The sequence below is a fragment of the Methylovulum miyakonense HT12 genome (genome assembly GCF_000384075.1).
In the GTDB taxonomy this organism is placed as follows: domain Bacteria; phylum Pseudomonadota; class Gammaproteobacteria; order Methylococcales; family Methylomonadaceae; genus Methylovulum; species Methylovulum miyakonense.
The window spans coordinates 341,565-359,444 of sequence record NZ_KB913025.1; the positions used below are offsets into that span (position 1 = coordinate 341,565).

21 protein-coding genes are annotated in these 17,880 nt (G+C 51.0%); 14 read left to right on the plus strand and 7 right to left on the minus strand.

The window, feature by feature from the left end:
* Positions 1–54: 54 nt before the first annotated feature.
* Positions 55–1,953: a transketolase C-terminal domain-containing protein gene (locus METMI_RS0101710; RefSeq protein ID WP_019864458.1), complete on the minus strand. Its 1,899-nt coding sequence runs from the start codon at positions 1,951–1,953 to the stop codon at positions 55–57.
* Positions 1,954–2,240: 287 nt separating this feature from the next.
* Positions 2,241–3,092: a zinc ribbon domain-containing protein gene (locus METMI_RS22920; RefSeq protein ID WP_408630389.1), complete on the minus strand. Its 852-nt coding sequence runs from the start codon at positions 3,090–3,092 to the stop codon at positions 2,241–2,243.
* Here METMI_RS22920 and METMI_RS28265 point away from each other — a divergent pair.
* The 11 genes from METMI_RS28265 (at position 3,091) to METMI_RS0101770 (ending at position 10,484) form a co-directional block, all read left to right on the plus strand.
* Positions 3,091–3,225 (plus strand): peptidoglycan-binding domain-containing protein, encoded by a 135-nt coding sequence (locus tag METMI_RS28265; protein WP_408630390.1) that lies wholly within the window; start codon positions 3,091–3,093, stop codon positions 3,223–3,225. The genes METMI_RS22920 and METMI_RS28265 overlap by 2 nt on opposite strands.
* Before the next feature lie 58 nt (positions 3,226–3,283).
* Positions 3,284–4,054 (plus strand): lysozyme inhibitor LprI family protein, encoded by a 771-nt coding sequence (locus METMI_RS25200; protein ID WP_019864460.1) that lies wholly within the window; start codon positions 3,284–3,286, stop codon positions 4,052–4,054.
* Positions 4,055–4,215: 161 nt separating this feature from the next.
* Positions 4,216–5,775, plus strand: coding sequence for a bifunctional phosphoribosylaminoimidazolecarboxamide formyltransferase/IMP cyclohydrolase (gene purH / locus METMI_RS0101725; protein WP_019864462.1), 1,560 nt, complete (start codon positions 4,216–4,218; stop codon positions 5,773–5,775).
* A gap of 18 nt (positions 5,776–5,793) precedes the next feature.
* Positions 5,794–6,219, plus strand: a complete 426-nt coding sequence (locus METMI_RS25975; RefSeq protein ID WP_198007879.1) for a hypothetical protein — start codon at positions 5,794–5,796, stop codon at positions 6,217–6,219.
* Between the two features lie 165 nt (positions 6,220–6,384).
* A complete protein-coding gene (locus METMI_RS0101730) occupies positions 6,385–6,657 on the plus strand; it encodes a DUF1902 domain-containing protein (RefSeq protein ID WP_019864463.1) in 273 nt (90 codons plus the stop codon).
* On the plus strand, positions 6,654–6,845 hold the full coding sequence (locus tag METMI_RS0101735) for a type II toxin-antitoxin system HicA family toxin (protein ID WP_019864464.1): 192 nt from the start codon (positions 6,654–6,656) through the stop codon (positions 6,843–6,845). Before METMI_RS0101730 ends, METMI_RS0101735 begins: the two co-directional genes overlap by 4 nt.
* A 50-nt stretch (positions 6,846–6,895) precedes the next feature.
* Complete coding sequence (locus METMI_RS25980) at positions 6,896–7,069, plus strand: addiction module protein (RefSeq protein ID WP_019864465.1); 174 nt, start codon at positions 6,896–6,898, stop codon at positions 7,067–7,069.
* Positions 7,063–7,275, plus strand: a complete 213-nt coding sequence (locus METMI_RS0101745) for an AbrB/MazE/SpoVT family DNA-binding domain-containing protein (RefSeq protein WP_019864467.1) — start codon at positions 7,063–7,065, stop codon at positions 7,273–7,275. Before METMI_RS25980 ends, METMI_RS0101745 begins: the two co-directional genes overlap by 7 nt.
* Positions 7,272–7,658: a type II toxin-antitoxin system VapC family toxin gene (locus tag METMI_RS0101750; RefSeq protein WP_019864468.1), complete on the plus strand. Its 387-nt coding sequence runs from the start codon at positions 7,272–7,274 to the stop codon at positions 7,656–7,658. Before METMI_RS0101745 ends, METMI_RS0101750 begins: the two co-directional genes overlap by 4 nt.
* Positions 7,659–7,674: 16 nt before the next feature.
* Positions 7,675–8,952 carry a phosphoribosylamine--glycine ligase gene (gene purD, locus METMI_RS0101755; RefSeq protein ID WP_019864469.1) on the plus strand — a complete coding sequence of 426 codons (1,278 nt, stop codon included), beginning with the start codon at positions 7,675–7,677 and terminating at the stop codon, positions 8,950–8,952.
* Between the two features lie 1,142 nt (positions 8,953–10,094).
* Complete coding sequence (locus METMI_RS0101770; RefSeq protein WP_019864472.1) at positions 10,095–10,484, plus strand: DUF2934 domain-containing protein; 390 nt, start codon at positions 10,095–10,097, stop codon at positions 10,482–10,484.
* Positions 10,485–10,511: 27 nt separating this feature from the next.
* Here METMI_RS0101770 and amrA read toward each other — a convergent pair whose 3' ends face one another.
* Together amrA and amrB are read right to left on the minus strand one after the other, a co-directional pair.
* Entirely contained in the window at positions 10,512–11,069 is a 558-nt protein-coding gene (gene amrA / locus METMI_RS0101775; protein ID WP_029151431.1) for an AmmeMemoRadiSam system protein A, read from the minus strand.
* Positions 11,056–11,835, minus strand: a complete 780-nt coding sequence (gene amrB / locus METMI_RS0101780; protein WP_019864474.1) for an AmmeMemoRadiSam system protein B — start codon at positions 11,833–11,835, stop codon at positions 11,056–11,058. The genes amrA and amrB overlap by 14 nt, the downstream gene beginning before the upstream one ends.
* A 101-nt stretch (positions 11,836–11,936) precedes the next feature.
* Between amrB and amrS the strand changes: the two genes are divergently transcribed.
* Positions 11,937–13,022: an AmmeMemoRadiSam system radical SAM enzyme gene (gene amrS / locus METMI_RS0101785; protein ID WP_019864475.1), complete on the plus strand. Its 1,086-nt coding sequence runs from the start codon at positions 11,937–11,939 to the stop codon at positions 13,020–13,022.
* A 116-nt stretch (positions 13,023–13,138) separates the two neighbouring features.
* Here the strand turns inward: amrS and METMI_RS22940 are convergent, their stop codons facing one another.
* From METMI_RS22940 to METMI_RS0101800, 3 genes are all read right to left on the minus strand, one after another.
* Positions 13,139–13,711, minus strand: coding sequence for a hypothetical protein (locus tag METMI_RS22940; RefSeq protein ID WP_019864476.1), 573 nt, complete (start codon positions 13,709–13,711; stop codon positions 13,139–13,141).
* Positions 13,712–13,882: 171 nt separating this feature from the next.
* Complete coding sequence (gene nadA / locus METMI_RS0101795; RefSeq protein ID WP_019864477.1) at positions 13,883–14,971, minus strand: quinolinate synthase NadA; 1,089 nt, start codon at positions 14,969–14,971, stop codon at positions 13,883–13,885.
* A gap of 159 nt (positions 14,972–15,130) precedes the next feature.
* The gene (locus METMI_RS0101800; RefSeq protein WP_019864479.1) at positions 15,131–16,471 is read right to left on the minus strand and encodes a sigma-54 interaction domain-containing protein; all 1,341 of its coding nucleotides are present in this window, start codon (positions 16,469–16,471) and stop codon (positions 15,131–15,133) included.
* A gap of 156 nt (positions 16,472–16,627) precedes the next feature.
* Here METMI_RS0101800 and METMI_RS0101805 point away from each other — a divergent pair, with 156 nt between their 5' ends.
* Both METMI_RS0101805 and METMI_RS0101810 read left to right on the plus strand, forming a co-directional pair.
* A complete protein-coding gene (locus METMI_RS0101805) occupies positions 16,628–17,140 on the plus strand; it encodes a disulfide bond formation protein B (RefSeq protein WP_019864480.1) in 513 nt (170 codons plus the stop codon).
* Positions 17,141–17,198: 58 nt separating this feature from the next.
* Complete coding sequence (locus METMI_RS0101810) at positions 17,199–17,813, plus strand: Uma2 family endonuclease (protein WP_019864481.1); 615 nt, start codon at positions 17,199–17,201, stop codon at positions 17,811–17,813.
* Positions 17,814–17,880 lie beyond the last annotated feature (67 nt).

Consider the following 17,880-nt stretch of genomic DNA (forward strand, 5'->3'; position numbering starts at 1 on the left):
AAAAAAAGGGTACATCACTGTACCCTTTTTTGTCACTGCAAGCTAGGTGGTTGCTTAGGCAAGCAATTCCTTCACTTTCGCCATGATACCAACGGGATCAATGCCTTGGTGCGGGAATTGTTCCCACAAACCGCCGCAACCTTCTTTGTGGGTGGCGATATGGGCAAACTTAGGTGTCAGTCCGCGTTCCAGCAACCAGGAACCGTAGCGGCTACCCAAACCGGTTTTGCGGTTGAAGGATTCAGCCACCAATACAAACGGTGCTTTGCCGACTTTTTGCAGCATGTCTTCGTCGATGGCGCTTAAAGTGGGTTTGTTGATCAAACCAACGTCAATGCCTTCTGCTTTCAAACGTTCTACGGCGTCCAATGCGCGGTACAAGGTTTCGCCGAAAGCCACGATGTAGCCTGCGGTGCCTTCGCGGATGACTTCGTCTTTACCTGGGACAAACGTGTAATCGCCGCCGAAGAATTCTTCGCCTTTGTCGTTCAAAATTAATGGCACTTTTGAACGTGTGGAGAACACGAAACGTAGGCCTGGCTCGAAGAAGATTTTGCTGACCACGGCTTTCATTTGGTTAGGGTCGGCCGGGAAATACAAGCCCGTTGCGTAAGCGTCATCCAAGCCGTTGTCGGCGAACATGTTGTTCAGACCGAAATGGCAAGTATTGTCCGCCATGTCGTCGATACCAGAATGTGAGAAATGGCTCAACACGTTGGAGTTGTTCAAACGCGCCATGGTGATTTCTGACATCAACATTTCCAAGAATGCACTGAAGGTGCCGAAAATGCCTTGTTTGCCGGCTTCCATACCGAAACCGGCGGCGGCTGAGAAATTGCCGCGTTCCATGATACCGGAAGAGATGAAGCTTTCTGGGAACGCGGTGTGGATTTTGTGCAAACCACAAGAGCCTTCCAAATCAGAGTCGATCACGCGGACTTTTTCGATACGTTCCGCTTCGCTCATGGTGCTCATGACAGCAACAACGGCATCACCGAAGACGTTACGGTTGGCATCCCATTTGTCACTGGAACCCAAGAATTTGTAGTCGTTTTTAGGGGCGACCACGCCGTTCAGGAAGTCAACCGCAGCAGTGTGGCCACGGTCTTGCAAGTATTCCAAGGCCAATTTGACGGAAATCACGTCATGGCCGTGGGTCGAGCCTTCCAAGCCTTTAATGCCTGGGCACATGGGGCGGTGGTTGATGATGGCGACCGGGCCTTTCGTGTTGATGGCTTTGCAGATGTTGGCATACAGGCTGTCGAGGTCTTCACCGTTGCCTTCCAGCACGGTCAAGCCGTGGCCTTCCAGAGTTTTTGCGGTTGAGCAACCTGGCAAGTAATGTGATGGGTGGCCTGCGATAGTGACGTTGTTGTCGTCAATAATCAATTTGACGTTCAAGCCTTGGGCGACTGCTAAACGTGCTGCTTCGGCATCGTCACCTTCTTGTTGTGAGCCGTCTGAACCTAAGCAGAATACGGTTTTGCTAGGGTTAGCCATCGCCACGCCGTTGACATAAGGCCACATGTGGCCCAAACGGCCCGAGCTGAATTTAACGCCGGGTGTGAAGCCCAATTCTGGATGGCCTGGCAGATGCGAATGCGCGGCGCGGTATTCGGTTAATTTTTCGGCGGGCATAGCGCCGTTCAGCACTGACATCAAATATTGCGTGGCGACACGGTGTCCGGCTTCGTCAAAGAACGTCGGTACGAAATTATCAGAACCACGGAACAAGGCGTCCATAATCATGACTTCTGGCACGGTGTCGTAAGGGCCGCCAGTATGGCCGCCCACGCCACGCGCCGCACCGGTAGAGGTGAAGAACACGATAGCATCGCGGCACAATTGGATATTGGCTTGCAGGGCGGCTTTTTGCTCTGCGGTCAACGTAGGGACGCTAGGGTCTAGCGAAATGCGTTGGTATGCGCCAAGATCAATCGGAAAAGTAGACATATTTTTTCTCGTTTTTAAGGGTGGATAGGAAGGGTTAATAGTTGTAGAACGGGCATTATCCAATAGATCAGGCCTCCTGAAAAGACAGCCCGTCAGATTACTAAGCCTGTCGACTTTTTAGTTGCGTCCTAGTTATTTTTATGTATTAGTTGTTTTTTTGTAAATAGTGCGTTGCATAATTGGATGCAATCCGTCACGGTTCGTAACATTACTCTTATAGCGTCAGGGTATGCAAGCGATTTATCAGGCTTTACGGACAATTTACCTAAAGCCTGTTCTGACGCGGTTTAGACGTGGTTTTTATGCCAAAATCGGTATTGTTTCAGCAACAAAAAACCGCCGCAGTATAAGGAAAACAACATGACCAAAGAGCCGATATCAAAGGCCATTTTTGCAAGGGCATGGTCGTGTTGCAACAAACCCGATTCATTCAAAATATATTGCCAATCATGAAAGCCATAAGGCGCAGAATGGCCAAAATTTCCACCCAGCAAGGGCAAAACGCCTGCGCGTGCATCATTGATATACGGGGCTATATCGAGAAAGTTCTCCCCTACCCACCACAAGGCCACGCTCGCGCCAAACGGGTCACGCGATTTTAGCAACAGCACACCCGCGCAAACAGACGGCATCAGCAATTGCCCTAACGTCCCGCCTAATGAAGTGATGAAGGCGCCAAATGGCCTAAAAATGATATGCCCGGCTTCGTGGAAAGGCAGGTTGATGCTGTGCAAAAATGATCCGCCAACGGCATTGCTGGCAATGGACGGGCTAATCAACTGCCAGCTCCAGATAACCAGCCCTATAAAAATAACCAACCGACCCAACAAATGCAGGCCAGGAACCGGGGTCTCCTGAAACCAGCTAGATTCTTGGTCTTTGCTGAAGGTGATAACCACTGGCTCCAGAGCTGGTTCCGGGGTAGCGTTGGGCTCCGGGTGATACTTGAAATATTTCGCAAAGATAATGCCACATTGCGGGCAGCTTGGTTGTCCTTCTGGCAATTGATAATCACATTTTGGGCATTTCATTACATTCACCAGTAGCTTGGGTTGTATCCCGAAGACGATAACAGCATCAAATGGCTGCAACAAGCCTTGAACGATTTGGGCGCAAGCCCTAAACTGGGCCGATGGCATCAGCGGCCCAGACACCACGCAAGCGGTCAAAAACTTCCAAACCAAAGCAAAACTAGCCGCTGACGGCAAAGTCGGGCCGATGACCAAAGCCGCCATCAAACAAGCCTTGGCAAATAAAGGCCAAGGCGGCTAGTATCCACACACGCGCTGGGTAACCCAGCATTATCCAATGCCTACATTCCCCGTAACTTATGAAAAAACACGCTTGCCTAGCCCTTTTGTTGTTGGCCCCCATCACAGTAACCCATCTTCAAGCGGCTGGCTTTGATTGTGCTAAAGCCAGCACGGAAGTTGAAAAAATAATCTGCGCTAACCCACAATTATCAACACTTGATGAACAGTTAGGCAAACTCTACCAAGCGGCCAGCAAAACGGCGGCCCTCAAAAAAGCCCAACAACATTGGTTACGTACGCAGCGGGACACCTGCCACGATGACGTCTGCCTTAGCAAGGCCTACCAACAAAGGATAGCCGAATTGTCCACCCCCACCGAAAAGGCTTGGACGCTATTCACCGACAAACAACTCGGCATTGCCTTTTCTTATCCTGCACAACGCAAAATCAGCCCACAATGCCATGACAGCAAAAACTGCGTGGCTTTGCTTGAACCGGCAATGCCATCACAAACCGATTACCTGATCGCTTTTGAAATATTTGACGGGAATTTAGATCAAATCGCCGTTGATAAAGCCATCTTCACCAAAAACGGCCAAAACTGGATCGCCCAAGGCCGCTCCGGCGAATATCCTGCCGAACTGATTCAAGGGGATGGCTGGCAAGGCATCAAAGCCGTTGTCGATTGTGGCGTTTCGGACGAAAATGGCTTCCATGCCGCCGCAGGCGAATGCTTATGGGCGGTGATCAGCAATGGCAAACGTTCAGTAGTGATTGATACCCAAGGGCTAGTCGGCAATGATGAATTGTCACTACGCACCATACAATCAATACGCTTTCTCAACTGATACCCTTAAGCCTATAACTTTACCCTTCCTTCCATGACCGATTCATTGCTGTTTACATTGAATCAGTCATTGAAGGAACGCCCCCGCCGTTTATAATAGCTTAGCAACCGCTTTAACGTGGTTTATCCCCATACAAAACCTCTCTTTAAAATAAGGCTTACATGAACAAAAAAATCACTCGGGCGCTTATCAGCGTTTCCGATAAATCCGGTATTGTCGATTTTTGCCGCGCACTTAACCAATTAGGCATCGAAATCCTGTCCACAGGCGGCACTTTCAAAACCCTGACGGAAAACAACGTCCCCGCGACAGAAGTCTCCGACTACACGGGTTTCCCCGAAATGATGGACGGGCGCGTGAAAACCCTGCACCCGAAAGTGCACGGAGGTATCTTAGGCCGTCGCGGTATTGACGACGCTATTATGGCGGCAAACGGCATCCAGCCAATTGATATGGTGGTGGTGAATTTGTACCCGTTCGCCGCCACCATCGCCAAACCGGACTGTGATTTTGACACCGCCATTGAAAACATCGACATCGGTGGCCCGACCATGCTCCGCGCCGCCGCCAAAAACCACTCCGATGTCGCCGTGGTGGTCAACCCTGATGATTACGGTTTTATCCTCGCCGAACTGCAAAACGAAGGCAGCCAACTCAGCGGCGCAACCCGTTTTAACCTGGCAGTAAAATGTTTCGCCCACACTGCCAGCTACGACACCCAAATCGCGGCCTACTTAAGCGGCCTAAACGGCGTACAATTCCCTGAAACCTTAAACCTGCAATTTGAACACCACCAAGCGTTGCGTTACGGCGAAAACCCGCACCAAAACGCCGCCTTCTACCGCGAAAAAGTTCCGGCATCCGGCACTATCGCCGCCGCCAAACAATTGCAAGGCAAAGAACTCTCCTACAACAACATCGCCGATGCTGACGCGGCCTTAGAATGCGTCAAAGCCTTCACCGCCAAGCCCACCTGCGTCATCGTCAAACACGCCAACCCCTGCGGCGTGGCGGAAGCCGACGACAACTTAGGCGCGTACAACTTGGCCTACCAAACCGACCCGACTTCTGCGTTCGGTGGCATCATCGCCTTCAACCGCGAACTGGACGAAACCACCGCCGCAGAAATCATCGGACGGCAATTTGTTGAAGTCATCATCGCGCCCGTGGTCAGCGAAGCCGCCAAAACCGTACTCGCCGCCAAACAAAATATTCGTGTCTTGGAATGCGGCGTGTGGGCAGAGCAGGAAGCCGCGTCTTTAGATTTCAAACGCGTCGCAGGTGGCTTGCTAGTACAAGATAAAGACCAAGGCAAAATCACCGCCGCCGACCTGAAAATCGTCAGTCAACGCGCCCCAACCGAACAAGAACTGGCGGATATGCTGTTCGCGTGGAAAGTCGGCAAATTCGTTAAATCTAACGCCATTGTTTATTGCAAAAACGGGCAAACCATCGGTGTCGGCGCAGGCCAAATGAGCCGTGTGTATTCGGCAAAAATCGCCGGTATTAAAGCCGCTGACGAAGGCTTGGTCGTGCAAGGCTCCGCGCTGGCTTCCGATGCTTTCTTCCCTTTCCGTGACGGCATAGATGCCGCAGCAGCAGCAGGTGTGACCGCGATTATTCATCCAGGTGGTTCAATGCGCGACGCGGAAGTGATCGCGGCGGCGGATGAGCATGGGATTGCGATGGTGTTTACTGGGATGCGGCATTTTAGGCATTAACATAACCTGGATTAACTGATGAGCGCATATATTCGAATTACCCGAATTCCATACGAAGAACCTTATCATCTGCACTTGGCTTTTGAGGTTTCAAATGGACGGCAATCTTGCTGTTTCGAATATTTTGACAATGCAGACACGTTAACTCACTTTGCTGATAAGCTTGAAGTTTTTCCTCGACATCCAACTGATGTGTTTCTTTATGAAGTAGGATCAGAGCGACCTGAGGATAGATGGGGATATTATTTCAGATTTAGGGCTTTCACCACCTCATCCACTGGACACTGTGCCATTCAACTTCGGTTCAACAATAACGAAGCTCTTCCAATGCGTGAATTGTTTGAGTTTTGCATTAGTGCAGAACCCAACCAAATCGCAAATTTGGGTAGATTGTTTCGCCATTTCTCAAAACTTGAGGATGACGTGTTGGAATGGTCAATTTAACTGTATACAAGAATGATGATAAACAGCTTTTGCTGTAATTAGCTCGTAGATGGGCTGACGTAAGGAAGCCCATCATTTACCGCACATTTTGATGGGCTTCCCTTCGTTCAGCCCATCCTACAAAATTGATATTTATGCTCAAACTTCATTATTCAGGAGAACAGCATGTACCGTTTAGGCTGGCCTTGTGCGGCATTCTTTGCAAGTTTGGGATTGTCGTTGTTAATCAAAGTTGAAATCATCCATGACGACGAAGCTAATGTTTACGTCGCCACTAGCCTTGATTTAAAAGGCTTGGTAGTGGAAGCGGAAACATTGGACGAGTTGGAAAAAGAAGTGCGGGATTTAGTGCCGGAATTGCTTACGCTGAACCTACCCAAGTTACACGCCAAAGCCGGAACGCATGTGTCGTTTTTTCAACCACCTGTTGCGGTATGAATGGTTACGAAAAACTGGTTAAAGAGCTTTTGCTTAAGCATGGTTATAAATTAGTCCGCACTGGCAAAGGTTCACACGAAATCTGGGCATCAGAAAAAGGTGTCTCTGTGACGGTAAACCATGCTTGTAAATCAAGGCATACGGCTAATAGCATCTTAAAAGCGGCGGGTATTCCGCATCGATTTTAACGTAGGATGGGCTGACGTAAGGAAGCCAATCATTCAATCAAATACGCGCCATGAATATAAAATCATCACAAAATACAACCTGTTTGAAAGTCGATCCGCCATTGACCAAGCCGCAACAAGAAGAACTCGACCGCAGACTTGAGGATTATCTCGCCAACCCAAATGATGTACTATCTTGGCAAGAAGTGAAAATCGCCGCTATCCAGGAGTTAAAATCATGTTAGAAGCAACGCTTTCAAACCAAAACCAAGTTGTAATTCCTAAAGAAATTGTCGATTCCCTGCATTTACAAGCCGGACAAACGTTTGATGTGGTCTTGAAAGAGAATTTCATCGCGTTAGTGCCACAACAAACTTTACCCAAATCCTTGCGAGGCATTTTAAAAGGTGCGAATACCGACAACATCCGTGATCGCAGCGACAGGATATGACCATCGTTGACACTTGCGGTTGGATAGAATGGTTGACCGATGGCGTTTTGGCGAGTGAATTTGAACCGTATTTGCTTAAACCAGAACTGTTAGTCGTACCAACTACCATCCAATACGAACTGCATAAATGGATTTGTCGGGAACGATCTGAAGCAATGGCTTTAGAAATCATTGCTTATACCCAACAAGCAAGCATTGTTGCATTTACCCAAACACTGGCGTTACGGACTTCGGCATTATCACAACAATATCGTTTAAGTTTTGCCGATGCCATCATTTACGCAACTGCCGAGCAAGAAAACGCCGGACTTGTTACGGCTGACGACCATTTTGAAAACCTTCCTAACGTCCGTTTTTTTTCCAAAAAACAGACGGCTATTTAACCCGAGAACCTAACCCATGAACATCCTCATCGTCGGCAGCGGCGGGCGCGAACATGCCCTTGCCTGGAAAGCTAGCCAATCTCCTAATGTCACAAAAGTTTTTGTCGCGCCCGGCAACCCCGGCACGGCTTCTGAACCTGGCATTGAAAACGTCGCGATTGCGGTCGATAACATTCCGGCCTTGTTGCTGTTTGCCCAAGAGCATGACATCGGCCTGACCATCGTCGGCCCCGAAGTACCGTTGGTGTTGGGCATTGTTGACCAATTCCAAGCCGCTGGTTTGAAGTGCTTTGGCCCGACCGCACAGGCGGCGCAATTGGAAGGCTCGAAGTCGTTTTGCAAAGATTTCTTAAGCCGCCACGGCATCCCGACCGCCGCTTACCAAAGCTTTACCGACAAAGACTTAGCGATTGCTTATATCAAACAACAAGGCGCGCCTATCGTGGTGAAAGCCGATGGTTTGGCGGCGGGCAAAGGCGTGATTGTCGCGCAAACCGAACAAGAAGCCATTGATGCCGTAGAAGATATGCTCGCGGGCAATGCCTTTGGCGAAGCCGGACATCGCGTGGTGGTCGAGGAATTTTTAGTCGGCGAAGAAGCCAGTTTTATTGTCATCGCCGATGGCAAACACGCTTTGGCAATGGCAACGTCGCAAGACCACAAAGCCCGCGACAACGGCGACAAAGGCCCGAACACGGGCGGCATGGGTGCGTATTCGCCTGCGCCAGTGGTTACGCCCGATGTCCACGAGCGCACACTACGCGAAGTCATCATGCCCACGCTGGAAGGCATGGCGGCGGATGGCATCCCGTACACAGGCTTTTTGTACGCGGGCTTGATGATTTCGCCGAACGGCGCGATTAAAGTGTTGGAATTCAACTGCCGCTTCGGCGACCCTGAAACCCAGCCGATCATGATGCGGTTAAAATCGGATTTGGTGGAACTGTGCTTGGCGGCCTTAGCGGGTGAATTGGACAAAACCACCAGCGACTGGGATGAGCGCGCGGCTTTGGGCGTGGTATTGGCGGCAGGCGGTTATCCAGACGCTTACCAAAAAGGCGCGGTGATTTCCGGTTTGGCGGCTGATGACACGGATGATTGCAAAATTTTCCACGCCGGTACGGCGCAAGTGGGTGATGATATTGTCACAGCGGGCGGACGCGTGCTGTGCGCCTGCGCCTTGGGCGAGGACATCGCCACCGCGCAACGCAAAGCGTATGAATTAGCCGGAAAAATCGATTGGAACGGGATTTATTTCCGCACGGATATTGGCTTTAAGGCGATTAAGCCATGAAAATATCAAAGAAGGGTGGATTCGATGCGCCAGCTATTGGCGCCCCTGGCCCCGGACAGCCCCATCCGTAACCCCAGAACCCAAGCAGACGAAAATTAATGCACCAATATCACGATCAATGTGAATTAATTAATCGTTTTTATACGTGATTCACAGGCTTTCATAACAGCCGCCCTGGCTACATGAAAGTTCTTTTATTTGTGACTAATGCTCAGTCATTGATTTTTTGTCGGGGCAGTCTAAATCCGTAAATAAAAGGCGGACGGTTGTCCGCCTTGTTTATGGCCTGTGCCAACATCCGTAGCGATCAGGCGGGCAACCGCCCGCCCCTACGAAAATAACACTGACAATTCAACATTGACTGAGTACTAGATGGGTGTTGAGGTCAAGTTAGCCTTTGAATCCGGTTAGCCCCGTGAAAAAAGTTCTGTGCAAATCGACAAACAACTATCCCGGCATTGCTCCTATAGATACGGATGCCGTTTTCCCCATCGTTGGCATTGGGCTGACCTGCACTTGTGCCCCAGAGATAGCGTCATAAAAGACGGCGGCCTTTTTTAGTATTTAGCCCCCCCATCCGCAATTGCTCAATTTCTTTACGCAGCCGGCCCAGTCCGTTGTGGCCTGCCAGATTCATTGGCTGGATTTTTACACCGGCAATATCCAAAAATACCGGACAGAGCCAAACTGGGTCAGCCCCAATCAGACTTTGATGACAAATTCTTGATGACAGCCCATGGGCTCCCTATGATGAAATGCGGCACATGCCAAAAGAAATGGGACGAATTTCCGATAAATCCATCTCCCCTTTCCACATGAACGCCCTGTTAGGCAGTTTAAGCAAACCCACTGCTGGATTTACAGGAGAAACCCGTGCATTATCTTGTGACCGTGAATGTCCCCGGAGCCGATGACGCATCAATGAACGTAAAATTAGAAGGCCAGCGTCTGCATATTCCAATAAAAACCGACTACCATAACGGTACGGCCCTTACAGCCCAAGGCGAAATGGACCCAATCCAAAGCATCATACGGACAATTCAACTTGAGATGGCGCCAGTTAACGCAGGGCCGGGCCTTAAGGGGCATCACGATTAATGGAGCCATAACCGTATTAGCAAATTTTCGTTGGAACAACATCCATGATCAGAAATTTAGCAACGAATATCAACCGGCATCAGTGGATAGCCGAAGCCGCATATTTCAAGGCGGAAGCCAGAAACTTTGAGCCCGGCAACGAGCTGGAAGATTGGCAGGCGGCCGAAATGGCGTATTTGGAAATGCTGGTGGGGATTTACGTCACCATTTTGGCGGAAGACGGGCCGATGACGGTCGTAAGCTTACAGCAGTTGGCGGCATTGATCGGCATTGAAAACCCGGAGAGCTTAGTTTCGGAGTTGGCGTTGGTACAGGCCATCCAAAAAGCCACACAACATCGCCCCTGCTTCCGCTCTGAATTTAAAGGGGTTTGCGAAGAAAAGGAATGCAAATGGGTGACGGAATGCCGGAAGTTGATCTCCGTATGGTATTAAGGCGGGCGGCTCTATATCTTCTGACGCTCACGTTACCACTTCGGCACGGTAGCGGTAAACCCTGACCGTATCGGACCAATAACCCGCAGGCAAACCGGCCTTTTGTTTTAAATGCCGCAGGAATTGCCCAGGCTCAGGCAGCGATTCCCAAACCGAGGGCAGGAATGTCCCGCGCCGACGGCCTTCTTCCAGGATCAGGCCGTCTATGCCGGGTTGCAGTTGCGCCAGCAAATCCTCTTCGGACGTGAATGCCATAGGCTCAGCGGACGTGAGTATGGACAGGTGTATGTCCAAACCGTCCAGTTCCTCAGCTTGCAACGGCGGGAACCGGGGATCCCTGAAAGCGGCTGAAAATGCGTTTTCGGCGATGTCTTCCGCCAATGGCCTGACGGCTTCGAGCATACCGATACAACCGCGCAACTGATGCTGTTTTTCTAGGGTCACAAACGTCGCCCGCCGCCCTGCCAATTCAGGCGGGAAATCAGCCAGATTGATTTTTAAGGGCTTGCCCGTCTGCAAACCATGCTCGATTGAGTTTTTTGCCAACGCCAACAGCCGTTGTTGATGCGCTTTAGTCAATGACATACGCACCATACCCCACCACCCGGCTTTTATCGCCCGCCGTATCGCCGGAATTGCGCAAGTCTATGGTTTTTACCGTCAGTGATTTTTCCTGCGCCACCTTCAACAAACCGCTGACCGGAACCCTGCCACAAGCGGATTCAAAGGATAAGGCGTCATATTGCAAGTTTTCTATCCGTTGGCTGGTCGCTTTGTCCAAGCGCTGCGCCGTTGCGTAGTCATGATAATGGCTAAGGTCGGAACTGATGACTATCAGCGTTTCCTCGCCACCCCACAGGGCGTCTAGCACTTGGCCGACCTGTCCCGGCGTCGCGTCGCCTGCGACTATCGGGACGATTGTGAAATCATCGAGCATTTCCTGCAAAAATGGCAGATGCACTTCCAGGCTATGTTCAGAGGTATGCGCCTGTTCGCCATAGCCGACAAATGGTAACTGCGTGATGGCCTGCACGGCGGCCTGGTCGACGGGGATAGCCCCGAGGGGGGTCACGAAATATTGCGCCCCGCTCACCGCCAGCCCTTTGAAAGCGACCCGATGGGAAGGGCCGATAAGGACGACACGGGTTATCCGGTCATGGGCTTTTTTTAAGCGGATATAGGCGGATGCGGCGATAGGGCCTGAATAAATGTAGCCTGCATGGGGGACGATAATGGCTTTGGGCACTTTTGCGGCAGTTTCGGCATCGGTAAGATACTGGTCCAGCATGGCGTGGAGTTGCTTCGGGTCGGCCGGATAAAAAGCCCCGGCCACAGCGGGTTGTCTGTTCATAAGTGCGCCCTCCTATTTCCGATAAAAATTACGCTATAAAATCTTTAGGTATGAGTATATGCTGTTTTTGGCAATTATAAATAGCTTTCGGGAGCATAAAGATGACTGAGTTTATCACGCACGACACCGTAAAAACCCGCTATTGGCATGCACTGGATGACGGACGCATCCAATGCGACTTGTGCCCGCGGTTTTGTAAATTGCATCAGGACCAACGCGGCCTGTGTTTTGTCAGGCAAAACCTTGACAGCCAAGTGGTGATGACCAGTTATGGGCGCTCCAGCGGTTTTGCGATTGACCCTATCGAGAAAAAACCGCTCAACCATTTCCTGCCTGGCACGCCCGTGTTCTCTTTTGGCACGGCAGGCTGCAACCTCGCCTGTAAATTTTGCCAGAATTGGGACATCAGCAAATCACGGGAAATGGACACGCTGATGGGCAAAGCCTCCCCCGAAGCCATTGCCCAAGCGGCGCTGGCCCATGGTTGCGACAGCGTGGCCTATACCTACAATGACCCGGTAGTGTTCCATGAATATGCCATCGACACCGCAATCGCCTGTAGAAGCTTGGGGCTAAAATCCGTTTCGGTTTCGGCGGGTTATGTCTGCGCAGAACCCAGGATCGAGTTCTATCAATGGATGGATGCCGCCAACATTGACTTGAAGGCGTTCACCGAAGATTTTTATCACAAGATCACCGGCAGCCATTTGCAGCCCGTATTGGAAACCCTGCAATACCTTAAACATGAAACGTCGGTGTGGCTGGAACTGACCACCCTGATCATTCCCGGTGAGAATGACTCAGCAGCGGAACTGGAAGCGATGACCCAATGGGTGGTGGAAAACCTGGGGCCGGACGTGCCGATGCACTTCACCGCCTTCCACCCCGATTGGAAAATGCAGGACAAGCCGCGCACGCCTGTTTCGTCGTTGCTGCTGGCCCGGCAAATCGCGTTAAAAAATGGCGTGCATTACGCCTATGTCGGCAATGTCCATGACAAGTCCGCCGACAGCACATATTGCCACAGTTGCGGCAAGCTGTTGATAGGCCGCGATTGGTATGAGCTGTCGGAATGGAATTTGGACCAGCACGGCTGTTGCAGCTTTTGCGGGACACGCTGCGCCGGGGTCTTTAAGGCGGCACCGGGCAACTGGGGGGCGAAACAGCAAGCGGTGGTGATGGGGTGACCGTCGCTGCCTGGAAGCCTTAAGGCTTCCCTGCAATCAACGGCACAAGACGTTACGGATACCCAGATACGCGCACAGCCCGGCCAAAACCTTACCGATGTCTGGCGCTGGAAACCTCATCTAGGCAAGTATTTATACTTCTCGATCAATGACTTGACTTGGCGGTGGTCAATCGCGTTTTTTTTGGTAAAAACGCCCAGGGTATCAACTTCCGCCTGGGTTTCCAGAAACGGAAGGACGATGTGGTAGTAGGGGCGGTTCCAGAAATCGTGGATGAGGATCTTGCAATGTTCCGGCGTGTTCAAAATGGTGTTAAGGGTGCAGGCCACGCGGAAGCGCCCGTCTATCAACACCAAATCATGCTCGCTTTTTTGCCGGAAAATATGGAAAGAATAATCGGGCCAGAGATGTTTTTTGCAAAAACTCGCCGGATAGCCCCAATAAAACGTTTTGCCGATGTCGATGATATGGAACAGCAAACGTCCGGCGGACAGGGCTTCGGAAATCACCGGATTATGTTTAAGGTTCTCATCGACGAACTCGGCGGACGATTCCACCGAGTCGATTTGGGTGATGCCCGGCACACTGGCGGCATACAAAGTGCTTGCCCCCGCACCAAATTCCAGGAACTTGGTGGACGTGTCAATATGGCTATGCAGGACGTTAAGTTCGGCGGTGGTCATGGTCATGGCTTACTTCCTTGACTGCCAGTCAGTAGCATGGATGCTGCAAACAGCGGACAGCTTTATTTTTATTGTTAGAAAAATCATATTTATCAACCCGTAATCATTGTTTTCTGTCCTTATCCCTAACTCCTGTAGTACGGCTGATACCCCGTGCAAAGCCGACTGGCGAAAATCTTAACTCACCATCAACATATTATCCAATGCCTTTTTTGCCGGCCCCGCCACTTCGGGCAATACGGCAATTTGGTTGATGACCTCACCCGCCGCCAGATTTTCCATCACCCACGCCAAATGTTGCGGGTCGGTGCGGAACATGGTTGAACACATACACAAAGTTGGCGACATGAAATGCACGTTTTTACCTTGGCTTTTACATTCTTCATGCAGACGGTTGACCAAATTTAATTCAGTTGCCACCAACCAGCGCGTATCCGGTTCGGCGGCGCGGACGGTTTTTAAAATGTATTCAGTAGAACCGACAAAATCGGCTTTTTCGCAAACTTCAAAACAGGCTTCGGGATGGGCGATCACGTTGGTTTCTGGGTAACGCGCCAGGAAATTGTCGATTTGCTCCGGCTTGAACGCCTGGTGCACCGAACAATACCCGTTCCAAAGTATCATTTTGGCGTTGAGGATTTGTTCCTCGGTCAACCCGCCCATGGGTTTGTTAAAATCCCAAGTGACCATTTCTTCCAACGGGATGCCCATGCGGTAGCCTGTGTTGCGGCCCAAATGCTGGTCAGGGAAAAACAGCACTTTCGGTTTTTGCGCAAAGCTCCAAGTGAGGATTTTTTGGGCATTTGATGAGGTGCAGACAATGCCGTCATGCTGGCCGCAAAAGGCTTTCAAATCGGCGGCGGAATTGATGTAAGTGACGGGCGTGATTTGGCTTTCCACATCCAACACTTGCGCCAGTTCTTCCCAGCATTTTTGCACCTTCATCAGGTTCGCCATGTCCGCCATCGAACAGCCCGCCGCCAAATCCGGCAAAATGGCGATTTGCTCAGGGCGCGACAAAATATCCGCCACTTCGGCCATGAAATGCACACCGCAGAAGACGATGTATTCCGCTTCCGAGTTGGCGGCGTCCCGCGACAATTTCAGCGAATCGCCGGAAAAATCGGCGTGTTTGAAAACTTCATCACGTTGGTAATGGTGGCCCAGTATCACACAACGGGAGCCCAGCTTGGCTTTCGCGGCGCTAATCCGCGCATCGCATTCGTCATCGTCGAGTAAAGCGTAATCTTGAATGGGTAAAGGCATGTCCAGTAATTCTCAGAAAGTAAATCTTTGGTGGGGCTATTTTAAAAGCTTATGGGGTGGATGACTAATTTGATTGTTATACCTTGGTAGGATGGGCTGAACGAAGGGATGCCCATCGTTTCTGGTGAATGTTGATGGGCATCCTGTCGTCAGCCCATCCTACAAACCATACCGCTTGCGCTTGCGCCATAATGTCGCCCGGCTCATCCCCAACAAATCCCCCGCATGGCCAACTGAGCCGTTGCTTTGCTGCAAGGCTAGCCGGATGGCCGTGGCTTCATCCTCGCCCGATAAGCGCAGTTTGGTGGCGGCAGGGGCTTCCACACTGACGGCAGGTTCACGAAATTCCGGCGGCAATTCCGACATTTTCAGCGTTGTTCCACGCCCGACCGCAAACGCGTATTCAATGACATTATGCAGTTCCCGCACATTGCCGGGCCATGGGTAATCCAGCAACAGGCGCATCGCCAGCGGGTCGATTTTGTCGATTTTGCGCAAGTTTTCGCCATTATGCAGCTGGATGAAATGCCACAATAACAAGCTGATGTCCTCGCGGCGTTCGCGCAGGGCGGGCAGAAAAATGGGCACGACGCGCAGGCGGTACATCAAATCTTCGCGGAATTCGCCTTTTTTGACCTGCTCACGCAAAGAGCGGTGCGAAGCGGCGACCAGGCGCACATCAACGCTCACCGAACGGTCACCGCCGACGGGGATGAAATTGCGCTCCTGGATCACCCGCAACAGTTTCGCCTGCAAATCCAGCGGCAATTCGGCGACTTCGTCCAAAAACAAAGTGCCGCCGTGGGCGCGTTGGAACAGCCCTTGATGGTCTTTAACCGCCCCGGTAAACGCCCCGCGCACATGCCCGAACAACTCGCTTTCGAGCAAACTACTCGATAATGCCGCGCAATTGATCGCCAGGAACGGCGCGTTACGGCGTGTACTGAGCTGATGGATGGCCCGCGCCACCAATTCCTTGCCCGAACCGCTTTCGCCCCTCACCAACACGGTGGCCGTGGTTTCGGCGGCGTTTTCGATGATCTGGAACACCGCCTGCATGGCCGGGGAGCGGCTGATGATGCCATAAAAGTTCTGGTTGGAATTTTTCTTGATTGTTTTCAACGTGTCCTGGCTGCCAATCGGGCCGCAAGCCATCAGCAGGCCAATGCCGCCAACAATGTTGCCGTCCGGGTCGCGTAAGCTTTGCACGGATTTTTTCATGCAGACATTATCGCCATTTGGGCACACCAGATTGACCATCTGGTTGCCCTCGTCAAGGTGGCCGACATCAATGGCATAATCCGGCAAACACGGCTTAGTGACAACCTCTTGGGCGGGCAAACCCGTCAAGCGCTCCATTGCCGGGCTCCAATAGAGGATGTTTTGCCGCTGGTCAACACAATAAACCGCGCTATCGGCAAACAAAGCCAATAATGAAGCCAATAATTCATGGCAGTCCAATTGGCCTAACAAAGGAGGAAATAAGGGAATTTGTTTCATTTAAAATGTTCAGAGTCTGGCTTGTGGGATGCCCATTATTGTAATGCCAAAACCGGGCCGGACAGCCAAATCCGGCGATGTCCCGTTTTCGCGTCGATGTTACACTATTTGCATTTGTTAACCCTGCTTTAATCTTGAATCGTAAGGTGATGTGATATGTTGGAATTATTAAGGTTTACCCCCCGGATCTGGTTTTTTTGGGGATTTTTGGGTTGTGTGTTTTTGCTGGGCATGGGCGCGTATTTCCAGTTCGTTGACGGGTTGGAGCCCTGCCCCTTGTGCATTTCCCAACGTATCGGCATTTTGTTGACGGGCTTGTGCTTTTTGGCGGAGGCCATCCACAACCCGCAAGCACGCGGCATCAAAATTTATTCGATAGCCGGTGCGGTGCTTGCGTTATGTGGCGGGGCGGTGTCGGCGCGGCATGTTTGGATACAGCATTTGCCGCCGGATAAGGTACCGGAATGCGGCCCGGGCTTGGAATATGTGTTCCAGAATTTCCCATTGTCCGCAACCATCAAACTGATGCTGAATGGTTCTGGGGATTGCGCAGAAGTGAATTGGCAGTTTTTGGGGTTCAGTATGCCGGCGTGGACTTTGCTGGCGTTTTTGCTTTTGGCGACGTTGAGCTTGTTGCAGATTTGGAATACGGATAAAGAAACCACTTAAGGATGATACCGTTTACACTCACCCAGGCTACGGTAACCATAAATTGGAGTTTGCCACTATGTCATCCGTAAAACCATTACCGCCTTATTTAATAAGCGAAGAAGAATATTTGGCGAGCGAACAAGTTTCCGACATCAGGCATGAATATATTGGAGGGCAAGTATACGCAATGGCTGGGGCGGGATATAACCACAATTGTATTACCGCTAACATCATGCGTAAATTTGGCAATCATCTGGAAGGCACTCCATGCGCCACTTTTGTTGCCGATATGAAAGTCCGTTTAGGAAAAGACTATGTGTATCCCGATGTGCTGGTGGATTGCGGCAAACTATCCGGTGACGATTATTTTGCCAACTCGCCCGTCATCATCGTGGAAGTGCTCTCGCCATCCACCCGCAAAACCGACACCACCACCAAGTTGATACGTTACATCAACCTGCCGTCCGTGCAGGAATATGTGCTGGTTGAACAGGATTTTGTCTCCGTGCAAGTGCTGCGCCGCAGCCAACATTGGCAACCGGAATATTTCTATCTGGGCGATGCCGTAACTTTTGCCCCGATTGGCCTGACGCTGGCTGTGGAAGAAATTTATGACCGTGTAGACAATAAGGACATGAACGAATTTAGGATGCGGCAATCGGTGCTGACAACGGACATGCCCGCAGTGTGAACGCCTTCAAAACCCATGCGCAGCCTATTGGGGCATTATCGTGGCGGCATGGGACAAGCCTAAACAA

Coding starts and splice junctions, on each gene's coding strand:
- METMI_RS0101710 (WP_019864458.1), bottom strand. CDS start 1,953: ATGTCTACTTTTCCGATTGATCTTGGCGCATACCAACGCATTTCGCTA.
- METMI_RS22920 (WP_408630389.1), bottom strand. CDS start 3,092: ATGCCATCGGCCCAGTTTAGGGCTTGCGCCCAAATCGTTCAAGGCTTG.
- METMI_RS25200 (WP_019864460.1), top strand. CDS start 3,284: ATGAAAAAACACGCTTGCCTAGCCCTTTTGTTGTTGGCCCCCATCACA.
- purH (WP_019864462.1), top strand. CDS start 4,216: ATGAACAAAAAAATCACTCGGGCGCTTATCAGCGTTTCCGATAAATCC.
- METMI_RS25975 (WP_198007879.1), top strand. CDS start 5,794: ATGAGCGCATATATTCGAATTACCCGAATTCCATACGAAGAACCTTAT.
- METMI_RS0101730 (WP_019864463.1), top strand. CDS start 6,385: ATGTACCGTTTAGGCTGGCCTTGTGCGGCATTCTTTGCAAGTTTGGGA.
- METMI_RS0101735 (WP_019864464.1), top strand. CDS start 6,654: ATGAATGGTTACGAAAAACTGGTTAAAGAGCTTTTGCTTAAGCATGGT.
- METMI_RS25980 (WP_019864465.1), top strand. CDS start 6,896: ATGAATATAAAATCATCACAAAATACAACCTGTTTGAAAGTCGATCCG.
- METMI_RS0101745 (WP_019864467.1), top strand. CDS start 7,063: ATGTTAGAAGCAACGCTTTCAAACCAAAACCAAGTTGTAATTCCTAAA.
- METMI_RS0101750 (WP_019864468.1), top strand. CDS start 7,272: ATGACCATCGTTGACACTTGCGGTTGGATAGAATGGTTGACCGATGGC.
- purD (WP_019864469.1), top strand. CDS start 7,675: ATGAACATCCTCATCGTCGGCAGCGGCGGGCGCGAACATGCCCTTGCC.
- METMI_RS0101770 (WP_019864472.1), top strand. CDS start 10,095: ATGATCAGAAATTTAGCAACGAATATCAACCGGCATCAGTGGATAGCC.
- amrA (WP_029151431.1), bottom strand. CDS start 11,069: ATGTCATTGACTAAAGCGCATCAACAACGGCTGTTGGCGTTGGCAAAA.
- amrB (WP_019864474.1), bottom strand. CDS start 11,835: ATGAACAGACAACCCGCTGTGGCCGGGGCTTTTTATCCGGCCGACCCG.
- amrS (WP_019864475.1), top strand. CDS start 11,937: ATGACTGAGTTTATCACGCACGACACCGTAAAAACCCGCTATTGGCAT.
- METMI_RS22940 (WP_019864476.1), bottom strand. CDS start 13,711: ATGACCATGACCACCGCCGAACTTAACGTCCTGCATAGCCATATTGAC.
- nadA (WP_019864477.1), bottom strand. CDS start 14,971: ATGCCTTTACCCATTCAAGATTACGCTTTACTCGACGATGACGAATGC.
- METMI_RS0101800 (WP_019864479.1), bottom strand. CDS start 16,471: ATGAAACAAATTCCCTTATTTCCTCCTTTGTTAGGCCAATTGGACTGC.
- METMI_RS0101805 (WP_019864480.1), top strand. CDS start 16,628: ATGTTGGAATTATTAAGGTTTACCCCCCGGATCTGGTTTTTTTGGGGA.
- METMI_RS0101810 (WP_019864481.1), top strand. CDS start 17,199: ATGTCATCCGTAAAACCATTACCGCCTTATTTAATAAGCGAAGAAGAA.